This is a genomic window from Rhizobium sp. FKY42, from assembly GCF_005222835.1.
GTDB lineage: Bacteria > Pseudomonadota > Alphaproteobacteria > Rhizobiales > Rhizobiaceae > Neorhizobium.
In genome coordinates this window covers 1-26,705 of sequence record NZ_STGA01000045.1, presented here as the reverse complement: position 1 = coordinate 26,705, position 26,705 = coordinate 1, and the positions used below count along the sequence as shown (strand labels likewise).

Genomic DNA, 26,705 nt, shown 5'->3' with positions numbered 1-26,705 from the left:
TCAGACTGCCTTGATCGATTGGAACAGCGCTTCACGCGCAGCGCCTTGGCGGTAGAAGACGGGCGGCTGGCCAAGCGGAGCAGGCACGGTGACCATCTCGCCACCGATATGAGCCGCGCCAGTCCAAACGTGAATCCAGGTTTCGCCCTGTGGGAGATAGACTTCACGCTCTTCCTGACCCGCCTGCCAAACCGGGGCAACCAGCAGATCACGCCCATACAGGTATGCGTCCTGAATGGCGTAGGTGGTACGATCATCCTCGTGGTGCAGAAACAATGGACGCTGGACCGGAAGGCCCGTGCTGGCCGCCTCTTCGGAAAGTTCCTTGAGGTAGGGCGCAAGATGCACGTAGATCGATGTCATCCGTGCGAAATGCGAAAGGACTTCAGCATCCTGATCGATCTGCAGGTTGTCCTTCGGACGGTTGCCCTCATGGCTGCGCATGACCGGCGTGAAGGCAGCCATCTCCGCCCAGCGCATGATGAGTTCCGGCGTGCGGACATTACCGAAAAGGCTGGTGTAACCCCCGATATCCGAATGATGATAGGCGTTTCCGAGCAGACCGGACGAGAGCGCGCCGCAGATGACGGTGACAAGTCCATCATGGCGGGTGAAATCGACGGATTGGTCGCCACCCCACAGAAGCGGGCAGTGGGCCTGAACGCCGGTAAAGCCTGCACGCATGAAGAAAAGCGTTTCGCCCGTCTTGCCGCGGCTTGCGACAGCCTTCGCATTCACTTCCGCCCACAGCGTTGGCCAGGCATTGTGCATGAGCTTGGCATCGATATCGTTTGAAAGTTTCACATCGATTGGCAGATATTCGCCAAAGTCCGCCATCCAGCCGGAGAGGCCGTAATCCAGCATGTTCTTGCCGATAACCTCTTCGGCAAACCAGTCGGCAGCATCCGGATTGGTGAAGTCCACCACGCCGCAATCGAACTCGCCGAAGTCGACGAGCGCCGTCTTGCCGTGCTCATCCTTGGCGAAGTAACCCTTGGCGTCCGCAATAGGAAACAGCGGGCCATCAACACAGAGATAGGGGTTCACGTAGCCCAGGAAGCGTACGCCGCTACCGTTGAGTTCGGCAATCTTCTGGCGCAGGTTGGGGTAGCGTGCCTCGTTGGCCTGCCAATCCCAGAAGAGACGTGCACCGAAAGAGGTATGACGCAGACCAACCCAATCCTCGCACCAGAGACCGGAGACCTTCACGCCCGCTTCGCGCATTTTCTCCATGCGAGCAAAGGAGTTCTCGCCATCCTTCAGGCCGAGGATAGCACCGCCATAGACCCAATCCGGCAGTGTTGGCTGGCGCCCAAAACGGTTGGAGAGCTGTCCGACCAGATCGATGAACGTCGAGGCCGAGAAGAATTCGAGACGCTCGGGCACGGCCCAGATCTCAATTTCGTGGAAGCCGTCGCGGCGGAAATCAAAGACCGAATAGGCGGTCGTTTCGACATGCAGTGCGTATTTGCGCGAAGAGATGTAGGTCGGTTGCGGGTAATTGGTGTTGTAATAGTCACCGCCGGATTTACCGGTTACATCCGCCTTGAAGGTGATTTCGGTCGATTTGTCGCGACCTACGCCGGGCTCTGATGTCCAGAGCGGGAACTTCCGGCCACGCATATCGAAATACGACATCTGCTCGCCGCCGCCCCAGACATGTTCGTCCTTTTCGGCAAGAACGCGCAGCCATACGCGATTGATGGTGGCATCCAAAGCTTCGGTTGCGAGATGATCGCCCGAAACGGTCATTGCGAAGCGGGAGGGAAGACCATCCGCACTGGAAAGCTCGATCCGCTCTCCAGTCACGACCGCATGGGCAAGTGGCGTGCGCTCAACCACATAATCTTCGATATCGAAATTGCCACGGTACATATCCATCCGCTCTTTACCCTGACCGACGAAAACGGCAGGAGAAGCCGCCGTGTGCCGCAGGATTTCCAGACCATTCAGGCTGATGCTGAAGCCGCCGGGGATGATATTGATCTGCATGGTCGATTGTCCTTAGTTCTGGGTCAGGCCAGCGTCGATGACGAAATTTGCACCGGTGCACCCATTGCTTTCATCCGAGCCGAGGAACAAAGCAAGGCGAGCCACATGGCTGGCGTCGAGACGGAATTTCAATGCCTGAAGATCGATGAATTGCTGGTTCTGCTCCGGACTGGTCCAGAGCTTCAACTGCCGTTCCGTCACAATCGCACCGGGCACAAGGCAGTTGACGCGAATGCCACAAGGGCCAAGTTCGCGCGCCAGCGTCTTGGTCATACCATTGATGGCCGCCTTGGACGTCGTATAGCCGATCATGCCCGGACGCCCGCGCATCCAGGAAATTGAACCAAACATGATAACGGAACCGCCGCCATTCGCGCTCATGCCTTTCGTGACCGCCTGCGTCATGAAGAACTGATGATCGAGGTTGAGGGACAAGGCGCGACGCCAGTATTCAGGCTCCACCTCATCCATTGCGTGGCGATCGTCCTTGCCGGCGTTGTTTAACAGCACGTTGACCGGCCCGCGGTCCTTCTCGATCCGCGCTACCGTCTCCCGGAGCGAGGCAATATCGGTGAGATCGCAGGCGAAGAAGCTTGAACCTGTCGCCTGTGCGGTTGCTGTCCCTGCCGCTTCGTCGATATCGATGAACGAAACGCGCGCACCCTGCGCACGGTAGGCCTTGACCATCTCCTCGCCAATGCCGGAAGCGCCGCCTGTGATCAGCACATGGCGATTTTCAAGGGAGCGGTAGAGAACGGAATCGTAGGAAACGGACATGTCAGTGCATTCTCAAACGTCGGGATTGAAGAGGGGCTTTGCGAGCCCTGGTACTACTGTGCGCATCGCGAATACTGCGCCAGAAAGCGGAAACTCGGCCAGTTCCTCAGCGGGGCGGTCAATGCTGGCGCTGGTGCAATAGAGTGTGCGAAGGTCTGCGCCACCGAACGTCACCATTGTTGGGCATTTCGCAGGCACCGGATACTCCGCCAGAAGCTCTCCTTGCGGAGAATAGCGATGAACGCGCCCACCTTCGAATAGGGCGGTCCAGTAGCAGCCTTCCGCATCAACCGCGCCACCGTCTGGTCGTCCCTTGTCGGTATCGGAGCCGAACTTGGCAAACAAGTTTCGGTTGGTCGCAGCGCCGGTCGCCACGTCATAATCGTAGGTATAAAGCGAGTAGCGTAGCGTATCGGAGTGATAAAGCCGCGTTCCATCCGGCGAAAAGGCCACGCCGTTCGAGGTAAACAGGTTGGTCGCCAGCTTCTCCAAGCCACGGTGATCGTAACGATAGAGGCTGGCAATCCCGCGTGCGCGCGTTTCGTCCACGGTACCCGCAATGAAGCGACCGGCTGGATCCACCATGCCGTCGTTGAAGCGGCTGATCGTTTGGTCTTCCGGATTATCCGCCAGTTTACGCGTAAACTGGCCGTCCTGCGAAATCAGCCAGATGCCGGAGCGCAAGCCTGCGACAAGGCCGCCGCCCTGAGCCAATCCGATACAGCCAACCTCTTCCGGCAATTCGATGGTGTCGAGCGAACTATCAGCAGGATCGAACCTATGAATGCGGTTTTTCTTGATATCCACGAAATAAAGCACCTGATCGGCGACCGACCAAAGAGGGCATTCGCCCAGCGCGGTCTTTGCATCGAGAACGAGGTCGAAAGCGGCTGTCACGTGCATTCCCTCAGTAGGCTACAGTCGGGGCAGGTGCAGCAGGTTTATCGTCGCCCTTCATCTGTCCCAGCCAGTCATTGGCGCGGCCTGTCATCATTGCGATGTCGGAGGCAATGGCCGCGTAATTATAACCGTAGCCGATGAAGCGCTTCACCATATCCGGGTTCGGGCCAACAATGCCAACGGGCTTTCCAGCGGCGTGCGCATCCTTGGCGGCCTTTTCGATCAGTGCCTGAACCTCCGGGTGCGCGATATTCCCGATATGGCCCATGGCTGCGGACAGATCGCCCGGACCGACAAAGAGGGCGTCGATGCCTTCGACAGCTGCAATTTCCGGAAGCCGCTCAATGGCTTCGGGCGTTTCCAACTGCACGATCGTGCAGACATCGTTATTGGCGTTTTTGAGATAGTTCGGGATGGTACCAAACTTCGAACCGCGATGAACGGCGGCCACCCCGCGAATGCCGTGAGGAGGATAGCGGGTGTATGCAGCGGCCGCCTTCGCCTCCTCGGCAGTCTGGACGAAGGGCAGCATCACGGTGCGGGCACCGGCATCCATGCAGCGCTTGACGAGAACCTGATCATTCCATGCGAGACGCACAACAGCATCTGCAGGGGTACAGCCAATGGCACGCAGGATGTGGGCCAGATCCGAAACCTCGATCGGTACATGCTCCATGTCCACGACCAGAAAGTCGAACCCCGTATAGCCGAGAGCCTCGGCGCTGGCGGGTGCGGCTGCCATCAGCCAGGTGCCGAGCGGCGTTGCACGGTTCTTGTCGGACAGCCAGGATTTAAAGGGGTTCAGCGTGCTCATAGGGCTCGTCCTTTAGAAGATCACCGGATCCGGCACCTTGGCCGACCCGCTGAGGAAATCAAAATCACAGCCCTGGTCGGCCTGGCTGACGTGTTGCTGGTAAAGAGCGGCGAAGGAGCGCTCGTAAATGCGGGCCGTAGGCTTCCAATCTGCCCGCCGCGCCGCCAGTTCCTCGTCGCTCACCTTCATGTTGATCGTGCCGGCCACCACATCCAACTCGATGAGGTCGCCGGTCTTGACGAGTGCAAGAGGTCCGCCAACGGCTGCTTCCGGCGAAACATGCAGGATACATGTGCCGTAATGCGTGCCGCTCATGCGCCCGTCGCAGATGCGCACCATGTCCCGAACACCCTGTTTCAAAAGCTTTTTCGGAATGGGAAGATTGCCCCATTCCGGCATTCCGGGCGCGCCGACAGGCCCTGCATTGCGCAGAATAATGACGGTGTCTTCCGTCACCTCGACATCATCCCGGTCCAGCGTTTTGTTCATCGTCGCCGGATCGTCAAATACGATCGCTGGGCCAACATGCTTGAGGAACTTCGGGTTGGCGGCAGACGATTTCATCACCGCTCCGTTGGGCGCGAGATTGCCACGCAGCACTTCCAGTGTCTTGCCCTTCGAAAGCGGAACGACCGGATTGCTTTCGTCGCGGATAATATCGTCGTTCCAGCAGTCAGTATTAGCGATGTTTTCACCAATCGTCTTACCGTTCACCGTAGGTCGCGAAAGATCGAGGTGATGGGAGAATTTTCTAAGCAGCGCGTTCAGACCACCTGCGAAATAAAAGTCTTCCATCAGATACTCACCTGACGGAAAGACGTTTGCCGCAACCGGAACCTTTGCCGCCATGGCAGACATGTCATCCAACGTCAGGTCTACGCCAGCGCGCCGCGCCATCGCGACCAGATGAACGGCGGCATTCGTCGATCCGCCCAGCGCCATATAGGCCACCAGGCCGTTTTCGAAACTTGCCTTGTTGAGAATGTCGGACGGTTTCAGATCCTCCCAGACCATTTCCACAATGCGCGTGCCGCAGAGCGAAGCCATTCGTGGATGGCCGCTATCGGTTGCGGGAATGGACGAGGCACCCGAAAGCGTCATGCCCATGGCATCGGCAATTGATGTCATGGTGGAAGCTGTGCCGATCGTATTGCAGGTCCCGGCAGAGCGGGTCATCCGGCTTTCGAGATCCACCCAGTCATCCTTGGTGATGTTTCCGGCGCGCAGTTCGTCCCAGTACTTCTTTGTGTGCGTTCCCGCACCGGTCTTGATGCCGCGCCACTGGCCGTTCGACATGGGCCCCGCCGGGCAGTAGATCACCGGAATATCCATCGAGAATGCGCCCATCAGCAGGCCGGGCGTGGATTTGTCACAGCCGCCGAGAAGCACGGCCCCATCGATGGGATGCGAGCGCAGTAGTTCCTCGCATTCCATGGCGAGGAAGTTGCGGTAGAGCATGGTGGTGGGCTTCACCATGACTTCGCCGACCGAAAGGGCTGGCATTTCGACCGGATAACCGCCTGCCTGCCAGACTCCGCGCTTCACCGCTTCGGCGCGGTCACGCAGGTGCGAATGACACGGGCTCATTTCGCTCCAGGTGTTGATGATGCCGATAACGGGCCGGCCCATGAACTCTTCGCGGCGCATGCCCATCTGCTGGGTACGCTGGCGGTGTGCAAAGCCTCGCATGTCATCGGACGCGAACCAGCGCTGGCTGCGCAGTTCGGACAATTCTTTTCTTGTGGTCATCTGGTTATCCCTTGATGCCGCCTGCGGTCAGACCGGAAACGACACGTTCCTGGAAGATGACGATGAGGATCGCCACGGGTACGATGCCGACCACCAACGCCGCCGATATAACCGGCCAAGGGAAGGCGAATTCACCCTGATAAAGCTGAATACCGACCGGCAGCGTGCGAAGCGCCGGGTTGGAATTGAAGGACAAGGCCAGCAAGAACTCATCCCAGGCATTGACGAAGGCAAGAATGCCAGCCGTGAAGACACCGGGGGCGCAAAGCGGCACGACCACCTTGAACAGCGCACCCATACGTGTGCAGCCATCAATCATGGCGGCGTTTTCCAGATCGCGCGGAATGCCTTCAAAGAAAGAGACGAGCATCAGCGTGCAAACCGGCAGCGATAGAACCGTGTAGGGGAGGATCAGCGCGATCCAGCTGTTGAGCAGGTTCAAGGCGCGCATGATTTCGAACAAAGGCACCAGCAAGGTAACCAGCGGGAATGTCGAAACCGCAATGATCAGCGAAAGTATCAGCCCGCGATACTTCAGGTTCAAGCGGGCAAGCGCATAAGCCGCGAGAACCGATACCAGCAGCGTCAAGCAGGTCGAGAGAAGCGCCACCATGAAGCTGTTGAAGAGGAAGATGTGCAGCGGCTGATCCGAGAAGGCTTGGATGTAGTTCGCGAGCGTCGGCTGGTGTGGAAGCCAGGTGATCGGCTTCACGGTCAGTTCCGCTTCTGTCTTCAGCGATGTGAACAGAATCCAGAGTGCTGGAAACATGCCGTTGACGAGAAGAATCGAGGCCGCAATGAAGCGCAACGGCTTTCCGGAGAAGAACGATGTCGAGCCGAAAGATGCAACTTGGCTCATGGTTTTACTCCTTGGTCCGGATGATGCGGAGATAGACGGCGGTCACGCACATGGAGAGCGCGAACATGACAACAGCCAGAGCCGAGCCATAACCCAGATCAAGGAATGAGACCGTGTTCTGGTGGATGTACATTGCAAGCGTCGAAGTAGAGGTGCCGGGACCGCCGCCAGTCATCATGTAGGGAATATCAAAGGTTTGCAGTGCTGTGATCGTGCGGAAGATAAGCGCAACAACGATCGCTGGCTTCAGCAGCGGCAGCGTGATCTCCAAGAACTGGCGAATGCGTCCGGCACCGTCCACATCTGCCGCTTCATAGAGCGAGCGCGGGATGGTTTGCAGGCCTGCCAGAATGATCAGCGCCATGAAGGATGAGGTCTTCCAGATAATGGTGAGACAGATGGCGGCAAACGCAAGGTTCGGCGAATTGAACCAAATGACGCCCTGAATACCGAAGCGGGCCAGAACATCATTCACGACGCCATATTCAGAATGAAAGAACCACGCGAAAATCAGACCGGCGAAGGAGAGTGGCAGCGCCCACGGAATGAGGAGCGACAGGCGAACCGGCCACTGAACACCGAAGGGCAGATTGGCGAGCAATGCCAGAGCCATTCCAACGATCAGGGCACCTGGAACAGTAATCAACGTTATCAGAACCGTATTCCAGGTCGTTTCCCAGAAAACCGGATCCGTGAACATCAGTTGATAGTTTTCGAAGCCAACGAATTCCGCCGGAAGACCGGATGTCAGCGAGAGGCTGAAGAAGCTGGTATAGCCAAGCCGCAGAACCGGATAGACGATGATCAGCGCCAGCAGAACCGCGGCAGGCGTCAAGAGCAGAACAGCCAGTGCGCGATCGCTCATGTCCAGGAGCTTCACCCAGCCGGGCTGTGCCTTTTCGATCCGGTCAGACGTGGCAATGGTTTGAGTGGTCACCGTGGCAACTCCTGCGATTTTCATCGGCGAGAAAAGATCTTCCTGCAGGATCAACCAGTGGATCTCATTGCAGGATCAAGGGAGAGGGCAGGGCAATCTGCCCCCTCCAGATGTTATGTGCTGATCAGCGAAGGATACGGCGCAGGCGCGCTTCGATCTGTGCAGCGCCATCTTCCGGTGTCGTCACGCCGGCCAGAACCGCGTTTACGGTCGTGCGAATGACTTCGCTCACTTCGTTATAGCGTGGCGTAACCGGGCGTGGCTTTGCGGTCTCGACGACCTGCTTGGCGTCAGCAAACCAGGGAGCGGCCTTTAGCACGTCTGCATCCTGATAGAGCGAAGCATAGGTCGGGAGCAGCGAACCGTTCGCTGCCATGTACTTGGAAGCATCCTTGCTGGAGAGGTACTCGACCAGCTTTTTGGCAGCGTCCTGGTTCTTGGAATAGGCGGAAACGCCCCATTCCCAACCTCCGAGGCAGGTCGCGGACTCGCCGCCGGTCACCGCGGGCAAACGGGTTACCCCGACCTTGCCAGCCACTGCGGAATCCTTGCTTTGCGACTGCGCCCATGCGTAGGACCAGTTGACCGCGAACACGACATTGCCTGCCTGGAACTCCTTGCGGGTGTCATCTGTCGCAACTTCGGCAATGTTCTTCTTGGAAACGCCTTCATCCACGAAGCTCTTCCAGAGCTTGAGGGACTTCACGGCGGCATCCTTGTCGAAGGTCAGCTTGCCATTGTCGACCAGGTTCTTGCCCTGGCTCCAGTAGGGCAACAGGAAGGTGCAGACCGCGCCTTCGATTGCCTTGCCCTGGAAGGAAAGACCCTGCAGATCCGGGTTGTTTTCCGCGCCATTGATCTTCTTGACGGCGGCCTTCAGCTCATCCCAGGTCTTGGGCGGCTGTACGCCATGCTTCTCCAGCAGATCCTTGCGGTAATAAAGGAACATGGAATCGGCAAATGCGGGCAGGGCGACAACCTTGCCGTCGACCGTATTCGCTTCTGCGTAGGCCGGAAGATAGACAGACATGTCCTTGCCGGTAAAAGGGCTGGTCCAGCCTGCAGCAGCGAACTGAGCCGGACGAATGACATCTAGGATCAGAACGTCGAGCGAAGAATCCTTCGCGGACATGATGGTGTTCAGATACTGTGCCTGCGCCTCGGAGGTGTTACCGCCGGTTTCGATGGCGACCTTGGTGCCGGGGTTCGCCGCTTCGAACTGATCCAGAACTTTGCGCCATACCTGCGGCTGATGCTGGCTGGAAATGTAGACCTTCAGCTCGGTATCAGCAAAGGCAGGCGCCGAAAAACCAAGGACAGTGGCGGACAAAAGCGCGCCGACGATTGGCTTGATGTTCATATTCTCTCTCCCAAACGACTTTTTCTGTGCGGGTGTGGAAACTCCCCCGCAGGAGTGTCAAGCGATGGCGCGTTCGGTCACGGCATCGAAGAGATGAACCTTGGTCGGATCAAGGCCAAGGCGTAGCTCGGAGCCCACTTCAGGTCGCATTTCTGGCGGCATCCGAGCGGTCAGCATCTCTCCACCGATGGCGAAGTGCACCAGCGTATCGGAGCCGAGCGGCTCGACGACCTGTACCTTGGCCGCCAATGTCATCGCTGGATCGGCATAAGTGACGAAATGTTCCGGACGAATGCCGACGATCACATCCCGCCCATCGGCAAGTCCCTGCCTTGTTGATGCAAGCGCCGACAAAGGTAAACGATCACCGCTTGCGAAAGCCAGCGCGCCGCCCTGAACCTTCGCCTTGGCAAAATTCATGGCAGGGGAGCCCACGAAACCGCCGACGAAAACACTCTGTGGCTTGTTGTAGACCTCATCTGGGGTGCCGACCTGCTCGATATCGCCACCCTTCAGGATCACAATGCGGTCGGCCAAGGTCATGGCTTCGACCTGATCGTGCGTGACGTAAATAATGGTCGTGCCGATCTGCTGGTGTAGGCGTTTGATTTCGGTGCGAACCTGGCCGCGCAGTTTGGCGTCGAGATTTGACAGCGGCTCATCGAACAGGAAGACCTGTGGACGGCGCACGATTGCGCGGCCCATGGCAACACGCTGGCGCTGACCACCCGAGAGCTGACCCGGACGGCGCTCCAGCAGATGCGCAATGCCCAACATTTCCGCTGCTTCATTGATGCGGCCTTCGGCATCTTTCATCGAGACACCGCGCACCTTGAGGCTGAAGCCCATGTTTTCGCGCACCGTCTTGTGCGGGTAAAGGGCGTAGTCCTGAAAGACCATCGCTATATCGCGCTCACGGGGGGCAAGCTTGTTGACCACCCGCTCACCGATACGAATCTCGCCATCGCTGATCGATTCCAGGCCCGCAACCATGCGCAGCGTCGTCGATTTGCCGCACCCGGACGGCCCGACGAATACAACGAACTCACCATCCTGAATCTCAAGATCGATACCTTTGACGATGCGGAGCGCACCGTAGCTCTTTTCGAGCTTGCGAAGGCTGACAGACGCCATGTATTCCTCCCGGCGGCATCATATGGACGCCGCATACTGCAAATTTTTTGCAATCATAGCGCTACGATTGACAAATGCAATGCCTGCGGGATTTTTTCTTTCGGATGTTGATAAACTATGCATGCTTACGCACCATACAAATCAAAAAAATGTTGCAATACAGGTAATAAGCTGCGATTTTGGCGCGGTGATCGCAGAGTTCCTAGAATGCGATTTTGTCGATCGCAGCGCTGTATAGGAGGAGATATGGCGGATCAAACCAAAGGGGAAGCAGAGCGTCCGCAGCGGCGTCGCCGCAAGATGCAGAGCGTCACCATGATGGACGTGGCGGAGTTTGCACAGGTATCGCCGTCGACGGTTTCGCTTTATCTGCGCCGCCCGGAAGCCGTGTCCGCCAGTGCTGGCAGCACGATAGCACGCGCTATCGAGAAGCTTAACTACGTCCCCAACCTCGTGGCCGGAGGACTGGCGGCAGCATCGTCGCGTGCAGTGAGTATCATTGTGCCATCGGTGCGCAACGCCTTTTTTGCCGAAACGGTCGCGGCTATGCAGAACATCCTGCGCAAGGAGAAGCTGCAATTGATTCTGGGTCATACCGAGTATGACGAGCGAGAAGAGGAAGAGCTGGTCAAGACAGCACTGTCCTGGGCGCCCGCGGCGATCGTTCTCACCGGACTGTCCCACAGCGATGCGACCCGGCGCATGCTGCAGAAGGCCAGTGTTCCAGTGATCGAGATCTGGGAACTGGGAGGGCAGCAAATTGATGCCGCCATCGGTTTCCATCACGATCAGGTTGGAGCGGCAGCCGCAAAACATCTGATACAGCAGGGTCGGCGCAACCTGGCCTATCTTGGTGCACGCCTTCACGAAGACAAGCGCGCAAAGCAGCGTTGCGATGGCTTTGTCGAAACGGCAAAAATCGCGGGCGTCACCGTTGACGTCATCCAGCATCCCGCCGCCGCCTCAGCCGAGGTGGGCGGAATGCTGCTATCGGAAGCACTGCAAGCTTTACCCCAACTCGACGGAGTTGCCTGCTCGAACGATCACGTTGCGCTCGGCGCATTGTTCGAATGCGAACGATCCTCGATCAGCGTGCCGGGGCGGCTGTCTATCGTTGGATTTGGCGATCTGAGCTTCAGCGCAGCATGCAATCCTCCGTTGACGACAATCCGTCCATCCGGCGATCTGATCGGGCGTGAGGCTGCACGGCTCATCATCGAACACATGGCGGGCAAGGAGCCGGAACCACAGATCTCCATCGATACCCGCTTTACCCTGCTTCACCGTCGGAGCAGCTAAAGCGTCTGGATCTCTATCCGGAGCGCAGACCCTGAGCCGCTGACGGAAAGAAGTGTGCTCTCCAGCGGAATTGCGGCGCAATCGAAAGTTTGCAGTTCGAAGCGACCGATCTCCAGCTCGACGACTACATTTCCGGAAGAGCAAAAGATGAACTCTGTCGCCTCGTTGCGACGCCCGATGTAGGGAAGCTTCAGGCGCTCTACCCGATGCGTACACTTGTTGCGTCGGGTCATGACGTTGAGATCTATGACCGTTCCCCCCAGCAATCTCGCCGATGTCGCAACATCCGCCGGAAAGTGGTGGGGCAGGGAAGCATGAGTGAGAGCCAGCCTTTCCCTGTCAATCTCAAGCTCCATGCCCTCGCCGGACAGAATGGTCAGCGTCCGGTCGATTTCCGCGAAGGAAGAAAACGGGCCGTCGCTGGCAACCGTTGCCATGCTGATACGCCACTCGAAATCGGCGAGACTTGCATCTTTGGGAAAGACGGCGATTTCCGCCGTCTCCCCGCCACCGTTCTTCCAGGGCATGCGCTTGTAGTCGGCAGCCTTGAAGATCCTCATCTCAGTTGCCCAGAATTCCGGGCAAGCGCAGGCCCTTCTCAGTCGCGCAGTCGAGCGCGATATCGTAGCCCGCATCCGCATGACGCATGACGCCGGTTGCGGGATCGTTCCACAGTACGCGCTCCAATCTGCGGGCCGCGTCATCCGTGCCATCAGCGCAGATCACCATGCCGGAATGCTGGCTGAAGCCCATGCCTACGCCACCACCATGATGCAGCGATACCCAGGTCGCACCGGAAGCGCAATTGAGAAGGGCATTCAGCAGCGGCCAGTCTGAAACGGCGTCAGACCCGTCCTTCATCGCTTCCGTCTCACGGTTTGGCGAAGAAACTGACCCTGAGTCGAGATGGTCGCGTCCAATAACGACCGGCGCCTTCAACTCGCCATTGCGCACCATGTCGTTGAAAGCAAGGCCCAGCTTATGGCGATCTCCAAGGCCAACCCAGCAAATACGGGCAGGCAAGCCCTGGAATGCAATGCGCTCACGCGCCATGTCCAGCCAGTTGTGCAGGTGCTTGTTGTCCGGAAGAAGTTCCTTCACCTTGGCATCGGTTTTGTAGATATCTTCCGGATCGCCTGAGAGGGCGGCCCAGCGGAAGGGACCGATACCGCGGCAAAACAGCGGGCGGATATAGGCAGGAACGAAGCCGGGGAAGGCAAAAGCATTCTCGAAACCTTCTTCTTTCGCAACCTGACGGATGTTGTTGCCATAATCCAGTGTCGGGATGCCCATGTTCCAGAAATCGACCATTGCCTGCACATGCACCTTCATCGAAGCGCGGGCGGCCGCCTCGACGGCTTTGGGATCGCTTTCCTGCTTTGCCCGCCATTCAGCGACCGTCCAGCCAGCGGGGAGATAGCCGTGGATCGGGTCATGCGCTGAGGTCTGGTCCGTTACGATGTCCGGCTTTACGCCGCGACGTACCAGTTCCGGGAAAATGTCCGCGGCATTGCCGAGAAGACCGACGGATTTTGCTTCGCCTGCCTTGGTCCACTGATCGATCAGGGCCAGCGCTTCATCCAGCGTGTGCGCCTTGGCGTCGACATAGCGTGTGCGCAGGCGGAAATCTATGCGGGTCTCATCGCATTCGACAGCAAGGCAGCATGCGCCTGCCATGACGGCGGCCAGCGGCTGCGCGCCGCCCATGCCGCCGAGACCACCGGTCAGGATCCACTTGCCTTTCAGGTTGCCGTTATAGTGCTGGCGCCCGGCTTCCACGAAGGTCTCGTAGGTGCCCTGCACGATGCCTTGGGTGCCGATATAGATCCACGAGCCGGCGGTCATCTGGCCGTACATGGCGAGACCCTTCTTATCCAGTTCGTTGAAATGGTCCCAGGTGGCCCAGTGTGGCACAAGGTTGGAGTTGGCGATCAGAACGCGAGGCGCATCCTTGTGGGTACGAAATACCCCAACCGGCTTGCCGGATTGAACAATGAGCGTCTCTTCTTCCGTCAGCGTCTTCAAGGTTTCGACGATCTTGTCGAAATCGTTCCAGGTGCGCGCCGCGCGCCCAATGCCGCCATAGACGACCAGGTCATGCGGGCGCTCCGCGACATCCGGGTCCAGATTGTTCATGAGCATGCGTAGCGGTGCTTCCGTCATCCAGCTCTTGGCGGATAGTTCTGTCCCGGTGGCGGCGCGCACGTCGCGAATATTGTGACGCGGGTTGGTCATGATCGTGTTCCCTCAGTTCTTGAGATCAAGCGCAATGGCTTCGATTTTGGTGAGAATAGTCTTCAGATGCACACGTAGCCGTTCGGCCTTCTGCTGGTCATAGGCGAAAGGTGGCGCTTCTGTTTGGAGATGGGTGATCTGCGCCAGTTCCATCTGGATGGCATGCATGCCCGTTGCCGGCCTACCGTAATGCCGTGTTGTCCAGCCCCCCTTGAAACGACCGTTCAAGACATGGGTGTAGCCCGCGGCATTTGCGGCGGCGTCTTTGGCGGCTGCTTCAATGCGTCGATCGCAGGTGCGACCCATATCCGTACCGATGTTGAAGTCTGGCAGACGACCTTCGAACAGAAACGGAATATTCGAGCGAATGGAGTGGCAATCATAGAGAACCGCTACACCGTGGATTGCCTTCACCCGTTCAATTTCTGCCGCAAGGGCAGCATGATAGGGTGCATGAAAATCGGCAAGCGAGAGGCGAATGTCGCAGTTCGTCGGCTCTTCACCCTTCTTCCAAATGGGAAGCCCATCGAAATCCGTGGTTGGAACGAGATCGGTCGTGTTCTGGCCGGGATAGAGGCTGGTGCCGGATGGATCCCGGTTCGCATCGATCACGTAACGATGGAATGTCGCTCGCACCGTTGTCGCGTTGGGCAAAAGATCCGCATACAGGTGATGAATATGCCAATCCGTGTCGGCCAGCAGTTTGCCGTTGTCGTTCAAGCGGTCCCAAAGGTCGGCGGGGAGCTCTGTTCCCGTGTGCGGAAAGGCGAGGATGACCGGAGAGTTTCCTTGCGTGATTTCACAAACGCCCATCTCAAGCCTCCAATTCTGGAAGCAAACCAGCAGAGACACTGGCAATCAGAGCCCCGCTAGCCACAAGCCGTCCTGCTGCGTCCAGATCCGGCGCCATATAGCGGTCTTCCTCGAGTGTCGGAACAACAGCGCGCAGGGCAGAAATTGCCTTTAGCAGTTCCGGGCTTGTGATGAGCGGAGCGCGGAACTCCACCCCTTGCGCTGCCGTCAATGCCTCGATACCGATGATGGAGAAAAGATTGTCCGTCATCTGCAACAGGCGGCGCGCACCATGGCAGGCCATGGAAACATGATCTTCCTGATTGGCGGACGTCGGTGTGGAATCGACCGATGCCGGATGAGACATCTGCTTGTTTTCGCTCATCAGGGCGGCAGAAGTGACCTCGGCGATCATGAGACCGGAATTCAGGCCGGGCTTTTTCGCCAAGAATGCCGGAAGACCGTAGGACAGGGCTGGATCGACAAGCAGTGCGATGCGGCGCTGGGCAATCGCGCCGATCTCGCAAATCGCGATTGCGATCTGGTCCGCTGCGAAGGCAACCGGCTCTGCATGAAAATTGCCGCCCGAAACGACGCTGTCGTCTGACAGCACGAGCGGGTTGTCCGTAACGGCATTGGCCTCGATTTCCAGAGTCCGGCCCGCCATACGCAACAGATCCAGGCAGGCGCCATCGACTTGAGGCTGGCAACGAATGCAATAGGGGTCCTGAACCCGCTCGTCGCCCTCAAGATGGCTCTGCCGGATCACGGAGCCTTCCAGCAGGCGACGCAGGGCCGCAGCCGTATCGATCTGCCCCTTGTGGCCACGCAGCGTATGAATATCTTCCGTGAAGGGTGCGGAGGAGCCCATGGCCGCATCAGTCGAGAGGGCTCCCGTAATCAGCGCCGCCTGTGCAGCGCGGTGCGCGCGGAAAAGACCGGCGAGTGCCAGCGCCGTGGAGGCCTGTGTACCATTGATGAGCGCCAGGCCTTCCTTGGCGGCAAGCACCACTGGCGTCAGACCGGCGCGTTTCAAGGCTTCCGCGCCGGAAAGGCGCTCACCCTCAAAAGAGGCTTCCGCTTCGCCCATCATCACCGCAGCCATATGGGCAAGCGGCGCGAGGTCGCCCGAGGCGCCGACGGAGCCCTTTTCCGGGATCAGTGGCGTTACGCCTTTCTCCAGCATGCCTTCGATAAGCCGCATAAGTTCCAGCCGCACGCCAGACGCGCCACGTCCGAGCGAGATCAGCTTCAGCGCCATGATCAGCCGGACGATGTTTTCAGGAAGCGGCGCACCGACGCCGCAGCAATGTGAGAGGATGAGGTTCCGCTGAAGCGTGGCCGTATCGGCTGCGTCAATCTTGATGGATGCCAGTTTGCCGAAACCGGTATTGATGCCGTAGACTGGTTCATTACCTGCTGCAATTGCCGCAATGCGTGCGGCAGCCTTCGCAATACGGGCATCGAAACTGCGATCCAGCACAGCGCTTTCGCTATTCCAGTAAATGCGCGAAAGATCTGCAAGGCTTACACTGCCGGGTTGAAGGGTGATCGTCATCAGAATGCTCCTGTCGGCGATAAAGTGAATATCTCGCCTTTAAAAATGCGTGCGTGAATTGGGTTGAAGCCCATGCGGTAGACCAGCTCTGCTGGTCGCTCGACCGACCAGATCGTGAAATCCGCTGACTTCCCAGCAGCGAGCGTGCCGATTTCATTGGCAAGGCCAAGCGCCTTGGCTGCTTCACGCGTGACACCCGCCAGACACTCCTCGACGGTCAGGCCGAAAAGCGTCGCCCCCATGTTCATGGTCATCAGCAATGAGGTGAGGGGTGAGGTACCGGGATTGCTGTCTGTGGCAAGCGCTATAGAGGCACCTGCCCGTCTCAGCGCGTTGACCGGCGGCAACTGCTTTTCTCGTAATGTGTAGAAGGCCCCGGGCAGCAGGACGGCCACAGTGCCGGCCTGTGCGAGAAGCGCGGTATCATCTTCTGCAAGATATTCAAGATGATCCGCCGACAAAGCTCCATAGGAAGCGGCCAGCCTGGCGCCCTTCAGATCCGAAAGTTGCTCCGCGTGCAGCTTGACGGATAAGCCCAGACGCTTTGCCTCATCAAACACAAGCGCAATTTCATCCGGCGAGAATGCGATGCCTTCACAAAACCCATCCACCGCATCGACCAAGCCTTCCGCATGGGCGGCACGCAGACCGGGCAGAACGACTTTATTGATGTAATCTGCCTTGCGATCTCTATATTCCGGCGGGGTTGCATGTGCAGCAAGCCATGTCGTTAAAACGCGGACGGGGCGAAGCTCTGCCAGCCGTCGCGCCGCGCGTAACATGTTCAACTCGCCTTCGATCGTGAGCGCGTAGCCGGATTTGATTTCGATGGTCGATACGCCTTCTGCAATCAGCGCATCCAGCCTCGGCAGAGCCTGATCAGCCAGCTGCTCTACGCTGAGGGCTCGGGTCGCCTTGACGGATGAAATGATTCCGCCGCCAGCCTTGGCAATGTCCTCGTAGCTGGCACCCGCCAGCCGCATTTCGAATTCCATGGCACGGTTGCCGCCATAGATGAGGTGGGTATGGCAATCGATGAAAGAGGGCAGTATCCAGCGTCCACCGCAGTCTATCGCAGCCGCACTGTCAAATGCAGGCGCGTTTTCGCGGGAACCAACATACTCGATCACGCCATTCCGGACGATGATGACTCCATCATTGATCGCGTCGGCCTGCGGGACCATGCTGGAGATCCGGGCATTCACCCAGATTTTCTCGCCCGTCGCAGATCTTGATGTTGCGTTTCTCGTCATGGCTCCACCTTCCCAATTGCCTATAATGTATATACATGATAATTCTCTTCGCAAGAGACAAAAATCAAAAACCTGATCCGGAGGACTTGAAGATGCGCACTGCCATTCACGCCAAAAGGGCACTCTTGCCACAGGGCTGGGCCAGCGATGTGCGCATTGAGCTCGCGGATGGCCGGGTTCATTCAGTGAGTTCTGGCGTTGCCGCTCAAAGTGGGGAGGAAGCGTGCGCTCTGCTCCTGCCCGCGGTTCCCAACCTGCACAGTCATGCGTTTCAGCGCGCCATGGCCGGGCTTGCGGAGGTAAGGGGACCGGGAGATGATTCGTTCTGGAGCTGGCGCACCTTGATGTACCGTTTCGCGCTCTCGATGAGTCCGGATCAGGTTGAGGCGGTGGCTGCTCAGCTTTACATGGAAATGCTTGAGGCAGGCTTCAGCCGTGTTGGTGAATTCCACTATCTGCATCACGACAGAGACGGGCAGCACTATGCGAACATCGCTGAAATGGCCGAACGCATTGCCGCAGCCAGCGAGGACACCGGCATGTCTCTGACCTTACTACCGGTTTTCTATGCGCATTCAGGTTTCGGTGGCGCAACGCCGAACGAAGGTCAGCGTCGTTTCATTCATGATCTGGAGGCATTCAATCGCCAGATGGAGGCCTGTAAGACGCTGGTTGGAAGGCTCCCGCGCGGCCAACTGGGCATAGCGCCCCACAGTCTGCGTGCCGTAACTCCGGACGAGCTCACAGCTCTTCTGCCTATGGCGGAGCACGGACCGATCCACATTCATGTGGCCGAGCAGGTGAAGGAGGTGGAAGACTGCAAGTCGTCACTGGGTGCCCGGCCGGTTGAATGGCTCTTGCACAATATGCCCGTTGATGATCGCTGGTGCCTGATCCATGCAACGCATATGCTGGAGGCGGAAACAGTGGAGATGGCAAAACGGGGTGCGGTTGCCGGTCTCTGCCCGATCACCGAGGCAAATCTGGGTGACGGCATTTTCGACGGCGTCCGGTTCCGCTCCGCTGGAGGCAGATGGGGGGTCGGTTCGGATTCAAATGTGCTTATCTCAGTTGGGCAAGAACTTCGCCAGCTCGAATATTCGCAGCGCCTTGGGCTTCGTTCCCGCAATGCGCTGACAGATCCCGGTCGTTCCACCGGCAGGGCGCTCTTTGAAGAAGCGGTGCGCGGCGGAGCAAGTGCGTTGAATGCAGCGGCTTCGATTGAGGCCGGTTCAGATGCAGACTTTATCTCTTTGAATGTATCCTCGGTTCCTCATTTGTCAGATGATCAAATTCTCGATAGTTGGATATTTGCTGAAACTGTTGCCGTGGATTGTGTCTGGTCTGCCGGTCGAAAGATGGTCGAGCAGGGTCGCCATATTCATCGAGAGCGGATCGGCAGTCGCTTCCGTCGGGCAATGCAGGAACTGATGAGCCAATGAAAACCGAAAAGGACGGAACGCTCCATAATCGTATCCTTGGCGATATCGAACATCGCATTCTGTCCGGGGAGTGGCCGCCTGGCCACCGTTTGCCATTCGAGGTGGATCTGGCACAGCAATACGGTTGCTCGCGCATGACTGCAAACAAGGTGCTGACGCAGCTTGCGCGTGCCGGAATGATCGAACGTCGAAAGAAGTCCGGCAGCTTCGTGTCGCAGCCCGTGGCTCAGGCAGCCGTTTTGCAGATACACGACATCGAGGCAGAGGTTCGCTCATTGCGGCAGCATTACAGCTATCGTCTGCTAGCTCGCAGCAGGAGAGTGGCGACCGAGGCGGATCGGCAGCGCATCGAAGTCGAACCCGAGACACAACTTCTGGACCTTGTCTGTCTCCACGAGGCGGATGGCAAGCCCTTCTGTCTTGAACACCGGTTGATTAACCTCACTTGCGTCCCGGAAGCTGCAGATGAGGATTTTTCTCGATCGGCAGCAGGTCCCTGGCTGGTCAGTCGAGTTCCGTGGAATGCGGCCGAGCATCGCATCGAAGCTGTTGCGGCCAATGCAGAACTGGCGAAAACGCTGCTCATTGCCCGGCAGACTGCCTGCCTCGTTATCCACAGGCGTACCTGGGGTGCAGATGGTCCGGTCACGGCCGTCAGGCTGACCTATCCTGGTGAGCGTCACACGCTGGTCGCCCGATTTGAACCGGGCGAAGCCGAGCGAACTTGAAACCGCCGGCTCTGAAAAAGCGTGCGGGCCATTCCTGATTTCTGGTGATCTTGTTGAACTCATCTCTCTGCTTGACGATACGCCCGAGATCGGTATCAACGTTTTTGCTCGGCACTATGTTTGTTTAAAACGCATTTTTGCAGCAACACAGGTTTGAGTTTGCTCTAGATATTTTGGGGAGATGCTCCTGCATCGGCATTAACTCAATTGCTCATCATGGCTCAATGGCTTTCAAAGATCGCAACCGCCACACATGTATCAGAAGGATATAGCCATGGATGGTTTCCCGTATCCCCTTACCGATCCAGAGTAATGAAGTCCGTAAAGAAGGCCGCCACGCTGCGGGAGAGCAAAGCACCATCATTGCTGAAGCAGCTTGCAGGCGTGCCGGACAAGTTATTCTCCGGCTCCTTCCGCCAACAATATGCCGCTCTCTGCTTTCGTCGTAACGCTGATGGGAAGAGTGTCGAGATCGTCGTTGTGACGACACGTGACAGTGGTCGCTGGGTCATCCCGAAGGGTTGGCCGATGAAGAAAAAGAAGCCGCATGAGGCTGCAGCCATTGAAGCATGGGAAGAGGCGGGCGTTCGAGGCGATGTCAGAAAGAAGCCGGTGGGCCGTTACACATATCTGAAGCTTCTCGATGACGGAAATGTCGTGCCCTGTGTCGTGGATGTCTTCCAGATAGAGGTGACGGAGATGCGCGAGCATTTCAAGGAAAAGGGCGAACGCCACATTGCCTGGGTAAGCCCGGATGAAGCGGCACGACGCGTTCGCGAGATCGAGTTGAAGTCGCTTCTGGTCGAGTTTCAGCCCAAGCGATCAAAGCCTCGGAAGTCCGTTTCTGATTGACCGGCTCAGATCTTTGCGCTCTTTCTGAACTCTTCCACGCTCGCACGTGCCGCAGCGGCGAGAAGCCTAACATCATTGCTGACGGTCAGCAGATCAAACTTCCAACGGGTCGCCTGGGCGGCATAGGATGCAGAGCCGCAGTGCAGGGCTGCGTGAATTCCAGCGGCATGTGCGGCCTCCCGGATTTTCAATATAGCGTCGATCAGTTCCGGCTCGGTCCGATCGAAACCGGTGCGATAGGTCCGACCAGTGAGCGCTAGTGCAAGGTCGGCCGGACCGATATAGAGACCATCCAGTCCCGGCGTCGAGGCAATTTCTTCCATATTGTCAAAGCCCTTGCGGGTTTCGATCATGGCGAAACATAGCACTTCCTCGTCTGCCCGCTCGCCATAATCCGCGCCTGCCGAAAAGACTGCGCGTGAAGGGCCAAAGCTGCGCACGCCTGACGGGGGATAGCGAACGTAGGAAACCAGCCGCTCGGCATCCTCTCGCGTCTCAATCATGGGACATATGATGCCGTAGGCGCCAGCATCGAGAATGCGCATGATTTCGACAGGGTCAAGCCAGGCCACTCTGGCCATGGGTACGACGCCGGAGGCGCTCATGGCCTGCATCATTCCAAGGCTGGTCATGAAGTCTACCATGCCGTGCTGCATATCGATGGTCAGGCTGTCATAGCCCTGCGCTGCCATGACCTCGGCCGTGAAGGGACAAGCGAACGAAAGCCAGCCATTGAGCACCGGTTGACCTGCCGCCCACAATTGCCTGATCCGGTTTGCGCGCATATTACGTCTCTCCAAATCCCATGATCCGCATTTTCGGATGGAAAGTGCTTGTCCTAATCTGCTGAGTCCACAATATAATCTGGATATCGAGCACGGATCTCGTCTAAGATGGACAGCGTCCCTGACAGATGCTTACGCAACGCCCCAACCGCTCCTTCGACATCAGAACGCCTGACCGCTTGAGCAATTGCTTTGTGGTCGCCGATCAGAGACTGCAGTTTCCCAGGCATCGGCAGGTTCAGACGACGTAACCGATCAAGGTGGACGGATTGCGTTCTCACAAGATCCCACAGTCGGTCAATGCCGGTCTGCAGGTAAAGAACGCGATGAAAAGCCCGATCAAGTTCTTCGAATCGATCATAGGTTTCACGTTCGGCAAATCGCTCCTGAAGCGCAATGAGTTCATCAAGTTGATCGGCGATTGCCGTTGGGTTTTCGACTGTCAAACGCCGCAACGCTTCAGCTTCGATCGATAGCCTCAGAAACTGGGCCTGTCGCGCGTGGCCGATATCGACCCTCGAAACACGCGTCGCATATTGGGGGAATATGTCGATCAATCCCTCTTCCCTCAGGCGCAGCAATGCGTCTCGAACTGGCGTTTGGCTGACTGCGAATTCGTTCTGGAGAGTGTGCCGCGAGACAGGCTGTCCCGGTTCCAGCTCGAGAGAAAGGATGCGTTCCCGTAGTATATCAAGGACCTGCACCGCCACCTGGCGTGATCTGTCCAGAACTGGTTCTCGTGTCCTTGGCATGCACCCTCCTGTCGCCTAGCGGACTATAGATCGAAACAGAATTTGATGCACTGATGTTTTAGTGTATTAGTGTAGATACGGGTGAGGTGGAGGATCTTTCCCGTGAGCGATCAGGAGGATTTGCCATGCGGGAACGGAAGAAGCCGGAAGATTTGAGGTCCGCACGCTGGTTTGCACCAGATGATTTGCGCAGCTTCGGTCACCGCTCGCGCATGATGCAGCTTGGCTACGGGGAAGAAGACTTCGCCAATCGCCCTATCATTGGCGTTCTGAACACATGGTCTGAACTCAACACCTGCCACGCACACTTTCGCGACCGTGTGCAGGATGTGAAGCGCGGCGTCCTGCAAACCGGTGCATTTGCGGTCGAACTGCCTTCGCTTTCGGTCGATGAAAGCTTTATCAAGCCGACTTCTATGCTCTATCGCAATCTGCTCGCCATCGAGACCGAGGAGATGATCCGCTGCCATCCACTGGATGGTGTCGTGCTGATGGGTGGTTGCGACAAGACCACGCCGGGTCTGGTCATGGGCGCGATTTCTGCTGGTGTGCCGATGATCTATCTTCCAGCAGGGCCAATGCTGCGTGGCAACTATGCGGGTAAGCCGCTTGGGTCCGGTTCAGATGCGTGGAAATATTGGGACGAGCGCCGTGCAGGCAATATTTCTGATGCGGAATGGCTCGGTATTCAGGGGGGTATTGCCCGCTCCGCCGGAACCTGCATGACGATGGGCACAGCCTCCACGATGACGGCCATTGCCGATGCCATGGGGCTTACACTTCCCGGCGCATCCTCGATTCCAGCCGTCGATTCTGAGCATCAGCGCATGTCGGCAGCCTGTGGACGCCGGATCGTGGAAATGGTCTGGGAGGATCTAACGCCGGATCGGATCATAACCGAGGCTGCTTGCCGCAATGCAGCCGTCGTGGCCATGGCGACTGGCTGTTCGACCAATGCCGTCGTCCATCTCATCGCCATGGCGCGACGCGCGGGCATCAATCTCACGCTGGATGATCTGGACGCTCTGGGGCGCATAACACCGCTTATCGCCAATGTCCGCCCATCCGGGAAGGATTACCTGATGGAGGATTTCTACTATGCTGGTGGGCTGAGGGCGCTCATGAAGCAAATGGAAAATCGCCTCGATCTATCGGCGCTCACCGTTACCGGCAAGACGATGGGGGAGAACCTGGAGGGTGCAAAGGTCTACAATTCAGACGTGATCCGGCCGCTCTCCAATCCTGTTTACGAGGAGGGGTCGCTCGCCGTGTTGCGGGGCAATTTGTGCCCGGATGGCGCAGTCATCAAGCCTGCTGCTTGCGATCCCAAATTCCATGTTCACCAAGGTCCTGCGCTGGTTTTCGATAGCTATCCTGAGATGAAGAAGGCGGTGGACGACGAGAACCTTGAGATAACGCCGGACCATGTGATGGTGCTGCGAAATGCCGGCCCGCACGGTGGTCCGGGCTTCCCGGAATGGGGCATGCTGCCGATACCAAAGGCCCTGATCAAACAGGGACATCGCGACATGCTTAGAATCTCGGATGCCAGAATGTCTGGCACATCCTATGGCGCTTGCGTTCTCCATGTCGCGCCTGAAAGCTATATCGGCGGCCCGCTCGCGCTTTTGAAGACAGGAGATATTGTCCGGCTCGATCTCCCCAATCGCCGCCTTGATATGCTGGTGGACGAGAGCGAACTCGCCAGAAGGAAGGCGGCCTGGGTGGCGGCTGCGCCCCGGTTCGAGCGCGGCTACGGCCATATCTTCCTCAAGCATGTCACGCAGGCCGATAAAGGTTGCGACTTCGATTTCCTGGAAACGAGTTTTGGCCGTTCGGCAGGCGAACCTGAAATTTACTGACCTCGGATCAGACTGCCCAGGCGCCCATCAGCATGTTGAGGGATCGTTTGGCCACCGGTGAGCGCGCGCCAGCGCGGTATCCAGAAGCGTACGGTTACGCTGGATCGGTGAATCGTGATGAGATGGTAGGGGTTCCAGATCACCCCAGCCGACTCGCTCCATAGAGGCGAGGGGGTGCTCCTTGCGGGCAGCCAATACAAAGGGGTCTTCCGGGGTCGGACCTGTCGCAACCATCGCGATTCTGCTGCCTGTCATCTTGTCGCTGGATCCGACCGGCTCCTTGATCATGCTGGCGGGTATTTACTATGGAGCCCAGTATGGTGGCTCTACGACTGCAATTCTGGTCAATATTTCCGGTGAGGCGACGACAGTCGTCACGGCCATCGATGGTCACAAGATGGCGCAGAACGGCCAGGCCGGACTTGCGCTGAGGCTGGTGCTGGCAGTCGTTCTGGCGAGAGGGTCTCTCGTCAAGGCAATCTCCATGATTATCGTTGGCGTTCTCTTGTCCTGCGTCGGCTCGGATATGGAAACTGGCCGCGAACGCATAACCTTCGGTCTTGAGGTGTTTCAGGATGGGATCGAATTCGTCGTGTTGGCCATGGGCGTGTTTGGTTTCGGCGAAATCTTCAAGAATCTAACCGATCCGGAGGCTCGGGATGTCGTGCGCAGCAAGATTGGTCGCCTCTGGTCCACCCTCAAGGAATTGCGCGAAAATCTCCCGCCGATTCTTCGCGGAACGGCCTTGGACTCAGTTCTCGGAGTGCTTCCCGGTAACGGCGCGATCCCGGGTCCATTTGCAAGCTATGCTGTTGAAAGGCGGATCTCGAAACGCCCGCAGGATTTTGGCAATGGAGCCTCCGCCGCAGTAGCCGGTCCTGTATCGGCCAACAATGCCGGGGCTCAGACGTCGTTCATTCCGCTCTTGACACTTGGCCTGCCGCCAAAAGCCGTCGTGGCGCTGATGGTTGGCGCAATGATGATCCAAGGCATCGTTCCCGGACCGCAGGTCATGTTCGCGGCACTGTTCGGCTTCGTCGGTTACGCGCTGCACAGGCTGGACTTTGAGGCTGCCCCTCTGGCTCTGGGCTTCGTGCTTGGTCGCCTTCTCGAAGAAAAGTTGCGCCAAGCTCTGATCATTTCAGATGGGAACCCGCTTATTTTCGTCCAGTCGCCGTTGTCGGCTCTGTTGTTGGCTATCGGTATGATCGCGCTTGTCACAGCGGTCAGCCCTTCGATGCAAAAGAACCGCGAGGACGTTTTCAAGGAAGCATAAGTGCTCCTCCTCCCAAGGAGCGGCCGCCCTCGAAAAGGGGCGGCCTCTTTTCGTTCAGGCTTGCCGAACGGTCACCCTCGAAAGTTCGCGTATTCTGATATATTATCGTTGCGTGCAAGGTTGCCAGATGCGAGGGTGAGGTTCGCCGACTGCTTTTGCCAGCCTACTACTTGCCAACCTCTGCATTCTGATCATGAAATCTACGCCACTCGGCTATAGCTTTACCTTTCTTGCGTTTTCCGTTTTTGCCATTCAGGACGGTTTATCGAAGCATCTTGGGCTGACCCATTCACCAATTCAGGTCGCAATGGTGCGCTACTGGGCGTTCGTCGCCTTTGCGATCTTCATCGCCATGCAATCGGAAGGTGGGCTTCGTCGCGCTGTACGAACCAGTTATCCAGTGCTTCAGATTTGTCGGGGACTTCTGCTTTTTCTTCAGATCCTTCTCTCAATCACCGCATTCACCAAAGTAGGACTTGCGCAATCACAGGCCATATTCGCTGCCGGGCCCATATTCGTGGCGCTGCTATCGATGCCGATCCTAGGCGAGCGGGTAGGGTGGCGCCGCTGGACCGCTATTTTGATCGGTCTCGTAGGTGTTCTCCTTATGCTCTGGCCAAGTGGCGGTGAGTTCAACGCCTACATCGCTTTGCCGCTATTATGTGCCATTTTTGGTGCGATCTATGGTCTCTTCACAAGGCTGGTCAGCAGGGAAGACCCTCCATCAACAAGCTTCCTGTATCTGACGCTGGTTGGTTTCGTCGGTGCAAATCTACTCGGTCCGTTTTACTGGGCACCGTTCACGGGTTGGGATTGGGCACTGATGATCGGACTTTGCTGTACAGGCATCATTGGTCATTTTTCGCTGATCAAAGCCTACGATAATCTCGATGCTGTACTGGTCCAGCCAATTTCCTACTGGCAACTTGTCGTGGGTGCAGTCATCGCCTCAACGATCTTCGGCGAAATCCTCCGCTGGAACACAGTGCTTGGATCGATCATCGTCATTGGAGCAGGGCTTTTCACCGTCTGGCGAGAATATGTTGTCTCCAGGCGTGAGCGCTTCAAGTCAGTCGGCTAACAAGAAACTTTGGCAGTCTATGACGGTTCGATAGAGAAGGAATCGGAGATCAGCCTGACTCATCTTTCTCCTCATGCATCTGCGAAATGATGTGGCGTTCATCCAAACTCAACTGCACAAAAGAGCGGGCCATTCCATCCTCCTGAAACCATGGCCATTATTGACTTCGTTGCATTTGAAAATGGAATCTGCCCCGGTTTGTCAAAGCCGAATAGGGTTGCGACAGGTTGAGCCCGATAGAGACGCAACACATTAAGAGTGTCGCTTG

The 26,705-nt window shown here is 57.6% G+C and carries 23 protein-coding genes and 1 pseudogene; 7 read left to right on the top strand and 17 right to left on the bottom strand.

Annotated features, from left to right (window positions below; genetic code table 11):
- The 9 genes from E8M78_RS17870 to ugpC all read right to left on the bottom strand — a co-directional run bounded on the left by E8M78_RS17870 (window position 1) and on the right by ugpC (window position 10,522).
- Entirely contained in the window at window positions 1–1,992 is a 1,992-nt protein-coding gene (locus E8M78_RS17870; protein ID WP_137136340.1) for an alpha-glucosidase, read from the bottom strand.
- 12 nt (window positions 1,993–2,004) lie between these two features.
- Window positions 2,005–2,769: an SDR family oxidoreductase gene (locus tag E8M78_RS17865; protein WP_137136339.1), complete on the bottom strand. Its 765-nt coding sequence runs from the start codon at window positions 2,767–2,769 to the stop codon at window positions 2,005–2,007.
- Window positions 2,770–2,781: 12 nt separating this feature from the next.
- Window positions 2,782–3,672: an SMP-30/gluconolactonase/LRE family protein gene (locus E8M78_RS17860; protein ID WP_246658382.1), complete on the bottom strand. Its 891-nt coding sequence runs from the start codon at window positions 3,670–3,672 to the stop codon at window positions 2,782–2,784.
- A 4-nt stretch (window positions 3,673–3,676) separates the two neighbouring features.
- The gene (locus E8M78_RS17855) at window positions 3,677–4,483 is read right to left on the bottom strand and encodes an aldolase/citrate lyase family protein (protein ID WP_137136337.1); all 807 of its coding nucleotides are present in this window, start codon (window positions 4,481–4,483) and stop codon (window positions 3,677–3,679) included.
- 12 nt (window positions 4,484–4,495) lie between these two features.
- Window positions 4,496–6,232 carry an L-arabinonate dehydratase gene (araD, locus tag E8M78_RS17850; RefSeq protein ID WP_137136336.1) on the bottom strand — a complete coding sequence of 579 codons (1,737 nt, stop codon included), beginning with the start codon at window positions 6,230–6,232 and terminating at the stop codon, window positions 4,496–4,498.
- Window positions 6,233–6,236: 4 nt separating this feature from the next.
- The gene (locus E8M78_RS17845; protein WP_137136335.1) at window positions 6,237–7,091 is read right to left on the bottom strand and encodes a carbohydrate ABC transporter permease; all 855 of its coding nucleotides are present in this window, start codon (window positions 7,089–7,091) and stop codon (window positions 6,237–6,239) included.
- A 4-nt stretch (window positions 7,092–7,095) separates the two neighbouring features.
- On the bottom strand, window positions 7,096–7,956 hold the full coding sequence (locus E8M78_RS17840; protein ID WP_246658384.1) for a sugar ABC transporter permease: 861 nt from the start codon (window positions 7,954–7,956) through the stop codon (window positions 7,096–7,098).
- 196 nt (window positions 7,957–8,152) lie between these two features.
- Window positions 8,153–9,388, bottom strand: a complete 1,236-nt coding sequence (locus E8M78_RS17835) for an ABC transporter substrate-binding protein (RefSeq protein ID WP_137136334.1) — start codon at window positions 9,386–9,388, stop codon at window positions 8,153–8,155.
- A 57-nt stretch (window positions 9,389–9,445) separates the two neighbouring features.
- Window positions 9,446–10,522, bottom strand: a complete 1,077-nt coding sequence (ugpC, locus tag E8M78_RS17830; RefSeq protein ID WP_137136333.1) for a sn-glycerol-3-phosphate ABC transporter ATP-binding protein UgpC — start codon at window positions 10,520–10,522, stop codon at window positions 9,446–9,448.
- A gap of 246 nt (window positions 10,523–10,768) precedes the next feature.
- Between ugpC and E8M78_RS17825 the strand changes: the two genes are divergently transcribed.
- Window positions 10,769–11,821 (top strand): LacI family DNA-binding transcriptional regulator, encoded by a 1,053-nt coding sequence (locus E8M78_RS17825; protein ID WP_246658381.1) that lies wholly within the window; start codon window positions 10,769–10,771, stop codon window positions 11,819–11,821.
- Here E8M78_RS17825 and E8M78_RS17820 read toward each other — a convergent pair.
- Genes E8M78_RS17820 through hutI form a run of 5 tightly spaced genes read right to left on the bottom strand, consistent with a single transcriptional unit; the run spans window position 11,818 to window position 17,659 of the window.
- On the bottom strand, window positions 11,818–12,381 hold the full coding sequence (locus tag E8M78_RS17820; protein WP_137136332.1) for a HutD family protein: 564 nt from the start codon (window positions 12,379–12,381) through the stop codon (window positions 11,818–11,820). The two genes, E8M78_RS17825 and E8M78_RS17820, sit on opposite strands and share 4 nt — an antisense overlap.
- Window position 12,382: 1 nt before the next feature.
- Window positions 12,383–14,056 carry a urocanate hydratase gene (gene hutU, locus E8M78_RS17815; protein ID WP_137136331.1) on the bottom strand — a complete coding sequence of 558 codons (1,674 nt, stop codon included), beginning with the start codon at window positions 14,054–14,056 and terminating at the stop codon, window positions 12,383–12,385.
- A gap of 12 nt (window positions 14,057–14,068) precedes the next feature.
- Window positions 14,069–14,869 (bottom strand): N-formylglutamate deformylase, encoded by an 801-nt coding sequence (gene hutG, locus E8M78_RS17810; protein WP_137136330.1) that lies wholly within the window; start codon window positions 14,867–14,869, stop codon window positions 14,069–14,071.
- A 1-nt stretch (window position 14,870) separates the two neighbouring features.
- Window positions 14,871–16,406: a histidine ammonia-lyase gene (gene hutH, locus E8M78_RS17805; protein WP_137136329.1), complete on the bottom strand. Its 1,536-nt coding sequence runs from the start codon at window positions 16,404–16,406 to the stop codon at window positions 14,871–14,873.
- On the bottom strand, window positions 16,406–17,659 hold the full coding sequence (hutI, locus tag E8M78_RS17800; protein ID WP_137136328.1) for an imidazolonepropionase: 1,254 nt from the start codon (window positions 17,657–17,659) through the stop codon (window positions 16,406–16,408). The genes hutH and hutI overlap by 1 nt, the downstream gene beginning before the upstream one ends.
- Before the next feature lie 92 nt (window positions 17,660–17,751).
- Between hutI and E8M78_RS17795 the strand changes: the two genes are divergently transcribed.
- The 3 genes from E8M78_RS17795 (at window position 17,752) to E8M78_RS17780 (ending at window position 20,681) form a co-directional block, all read left to right on the top strand.
- A complete protein-coding gene (locus E8M78_RS17795) occupies window positions 17,752–19,101 on the top strand; it encodes a formimidoylglutamate deiminase (protein ID WP_137136327.1) in 1,350 nt (449 codons plus the stop codon).
- Window positions 19,098–19,829 carry a histidine utilization repressor gene (gene hutC / locus E8M78_RS17790; protein WP_137136326.1) on the top strand — a complete coding sequence of 244 codons (732 nt, stop codon included), beginning with the start codon at window positions 19,098–19,100 and terminating at the stop codon, window positions 19,827–19,829. Before E8M78_RS17795 ends, hutC begins: the two co-directional genes overlap by 4 nt.
- Before the next feature lie 312 nt (window positions 19,830–20,141).
- On the top strand, window positions 20,142–20,681 hold the full coding sequence (locus tag E8M78_RS17780; protein WP_137136324.1) for an NUDIX hydrolase: 540 nt from the start codon (window positions 20,142–20,144) through the stop codon (window positions 20,679–20,681).
- 5 nt (window positions 20,682–20,686) lie between these two features.
- Here the strand turns inward: E8M78_RS17780 and E8M78_RS17775 are convergent, their stop codons facing one another.
- Together E8M78_RS17775 and E8M78_RS17770 are read right to left on the bottom strand one after the other, a co-directional pair.
- Complete coding sequence (locus E8M78_RS17775; protein WP_137136323.1) at window positions 20,687–21,466, bottom strand: aldolase/citrate lyase family protein; 780 nt, start codon at window positions 21,464–21,466, stop codon at window positions 20,687–20,689.
- 53 nt (window positions 21,467–21,519) lie between these two features.
- The gene (locus E8M78_RS17770; RefSeq protein WP_137136322.1) at window positions 21,520–22,218 is read right to left on the bottom strand and encodes a GntR family transcriptional regulator; all 699 of its coding nucleotides are present in this window, start codon (window positions 22,216–22,218) and stop codon (window positions 21,520–21,522) included.
- Between the two features lie 125 nt (window positions 22,219–22,343).
- Here E8M78_RS17770 and araD (E8M78_RS17765) point away from each other — a divergent pair, with 125 nt between their 5' ends.
- Window positions 22,344–24,080 carry an L-arabinonate dehydratase gene (gene araD / locus E8M78_RS17765; protein WP_137136321.1) on the top strand — a complete coding sequence of 579 codons (1,737 nt, stop codon included), beginning with the start codon at window positions 22,344–22,346 and terminating at the stop codon, window positions 24,078–24,080.
- 57 nt (window positions 24,081–24,137) lie between these two features.
- Here the strand turns inward: araD (E8M78_RS17765) and E8M78_RS23905 are convergent.
- Window positions 24,138–24,290 (bottom strand): annotated as a pseudogene (locus tag E8M78_RS23905) (LysR substrate-binding domain-containing protein); the annotation flags it as partial.
- Between E8M78_RS23905 and E8M78_RS17755 the strand changes: the two are divergent.
- Both E8M78_RS17755 and E8M78_RS17750 read left to right on the top strand, forming a co-directional pair.
- Window positions 24,262–25,356 carry a tripartite tricarboxylate transporter permease gene (locus E8M78_RS17755; RefSeq protein ID WP_246658380.1) on the top strand — a complete coding sequence of 365 codons (1,095 nt, stop codon included), beginning with the start codon at window positions 24,262–24,264 and terminating at the stop codon, window positions 25,354–25,356. The pseudogene E8M78_RS23905 and the gene E8M78_RS17755 overlap by 29 nt on opposite strands.
- 193 nt (window positions 25,357–25,549) lie before the next feature.
- A complete protein-coding gene (locus tag E8M78_RS17750) occupies window positions 25,550–26,437 on the top strand; it encodes a DMT family transporter (RefSeq protein ID WP_137136319.1) in 888 nt (295 codons plus the stop codon).
- The last annotated feature ends 268 nt before the right edge of the window (window positions 26,438–26,705 follow it).

Bases quoted from the DNA above. Each gene is read 5' to 3' on its own strand.
- E8M78_RS17870 (WP_137136340.1), bottom strand. From the start codon at position 1,992: ATGCAGATCAATATCATCCCCGGCGGCTTCAGCATCAGCCTGAATGGT.
- E8M78_RS17865 (WP_137136339.1), bottom strand. From the start codon at position 2,769: ATGTCCGTTTCCTACGATTCCGTTCTCTACCGCTCCCTTGAAAATCGC.
- E8M78_RS17860 (WP_246658382.1), bottom strand. From the start codon at position 3,672: ATGCACGTGACAGCCGCTTTCGACCTCGTTCTCGATGCAAAGACCGCG.
- E8M78_RS17855 (WP_137136337.1), bottom strand. From the start codon at position 4,483: ATGAGCACGCTGAACCCCTTTAAATCCTGGCTGTCCGACAAGAACCGT.
- araD (WP_137136336.1), bottom strand. From the start codon at position 6,232: ATGACCACAAGAAAAGAATTGTCCGAACTGCGCAGCCAGCGCTGGTTC.
- E8M78_RS17845 (WP_137136335.1), bottom strand. From the start codon at position 7,091: ATGAGCCAAGTTGCATCTTTCGGCTCGACATCGTTCTTCTCCGGAAAG.
- E8M78_RS17840 (WP_246658384.1), bottom strand. From the start codon at position 7,956: ATGAGCGATCGCGCACTGGCTGTTCTGCTCTTGACGCCTGCCGCGGTT.
- E8M78_RS17835 (WP_137136334.1), bottom strand. From the start codon at position 9,388: ATGAACATCAAGCCAATCGTCGGCGCGCTTTTGTCCGCCACTGTCCTT.
- ugpC (WP_137136333.1), bottom strand. From the start codon at position 10,522: ATGGCGTCTGTCAGCCTTCGCAAGCTCGAAAAGAGCTACGGTGCGCTC.
- E8M78_RS17825 (WP_246658381.1), top strand. From the start codon at position 10,769: ATGGCGGATCAAACCAAAGGGGAAGCAGAGCGTCCGCAGCGGCGTCGC.
- E8M78_RS17820 (WP_137136332.1), bottom strand. From the start codon at position 12,381: ATGAGGATCTTCAAGGCTGCCGACTACAAGCGCATGCCCTGGAAGAAC.
- hutU (WP_137136331.1), bottom strand. From the start codon at position 14,056: ATGACCAACCCGCGTCACAATATTCGCGACGTGCGCGCCGCCACCGGG.
- hutG (WP_137136330.1), bottom strand. From the start codon at position 14,869: ATGGGCGTTTGTGAAATCACGCAAGGAAACTCTCCGGTCATCCTCGCC.
- hutH (WP_137136329.1), bottom strand. From the start codon at position 16,406: ATGACGATCACCCTTCAACCCGGCAGTGTAAGCCTTGCAGATCTTTCG.
- hutI (WP_137136328.1), bottom strand. From the start codon at position 17,659: ATGACGAGAAACGCAACATCAAGATCTGCGACGGGCGAGAAAATCTGG.
- E8M78_RS17795 (WP_137136327.1), top strand. From the start codon at position 17,752: ATGCGCACTGCCATTCACGCCAAAAGGGCACTCTTGCCACAGGGCTGG.
- hutC (WP_137136326.1), top strand. From the start codon at position 19,098: ATGAAAACCGAAAAGGACGGAACGCTCCATAATCGTATCCTTGGCGAT.
- E8M78_RS17780 (WP_137136324.1), top strand. From the start codon at position 20,142: ATGAAGTCCGTAAAGAAGGCCGCCACGCTGCGGGAGAGCAAAGCACCA.
- E8M78_RS17775 (WP_137136323.1), bottom strand. From the start codon at position 21,466: ATGCGCGCAAACCGGATCAGGCAATTGTGGGCGGCAGGTCAACCGGTG.
- E8M78_RS17770 (WP_137136322.1), bottom strand. From the start codon at position 22,218: ATGCCAAGGACACGAGAACCAGTTCTGGACAGATCACGCCAGGTGGCG.
- araD (WP_137136321.1), top strand. From the start codon at position 22,344: ATGCGGGAACGGAAGAAGCCGGAAGATTTGAGGTCCGCACGCTGGTTT.
- E8M78_RS17750 (WP_137136319.1), top strand. From the start codon at position 25,550: ATGAAATCTACGCCACTCGGCTATAGCTTTACCTTTCTTGCGTTTTCC.